Source organism: Mesorhizobium sp. M7A.F.Ca.CA.004.12.1.1 (assembly GCF_003997835.1).
Lineage (GTDB): Bacteria > Pseudomonadota > Alphaproteobacteria > Rhizobiales > Rhizobiaceae > Mesorhizobium.
In genome coordinates this window covers 1-385 of sequence record NZ_RZRK01001550.1, presented here as the reverse complement: position 1 = coordinate 385, position 385 = coordinate 1, and the positions used below count along the sequence as shown (strand labels likewise).

Here is a 385-nt window from a genome sequence, read left to right as displayed (position 1 = left end):
GTGTCGAACGAGATCGAGATCGAATATGCGATGCCGATCCATGTGCCGATGGTGGCGGTGCACACGGTCGGCGCCGGCGGCGGCTCGATCGCCCGCGTCGATGCGGCCGGCCTGATCCAGATCGGTCCGGAAAGTGCCGGCGCCAATCCCGGCCCGATCTGCTACGGACGCGGCGGCCTCGAGCCGACCATTACCGACGCCAATCTGGTGCTCGGCCGGCTGGCGCCGAAGAAGCTGCTGGCGGTCCAAAATCCCGTCACATCAGAGCGCGTCACCAGCATTTTCGAAGACAAGATCGGCAAGGCGACCGGCCTTTCCGGCGTCGAGGCGGCGGGCGCGGTGCTGCGGCTCGGCAACATGAAGATGGCCGCGCGACACCGAGACC

1 protein-coding gene is annotated in these 385 nt (G+C 67.3%); it reads left to right on the top strand.

The window, feature by feature from the left end; translation table 11 throughout:
• The coding region (locus tag EN984_RS37500) for a hydantoinase/oxoprolinase family protein (RefSeq protein WP_281057410.1) at positions 1-385 on the top strand (385 nt) is incomplete at both ends.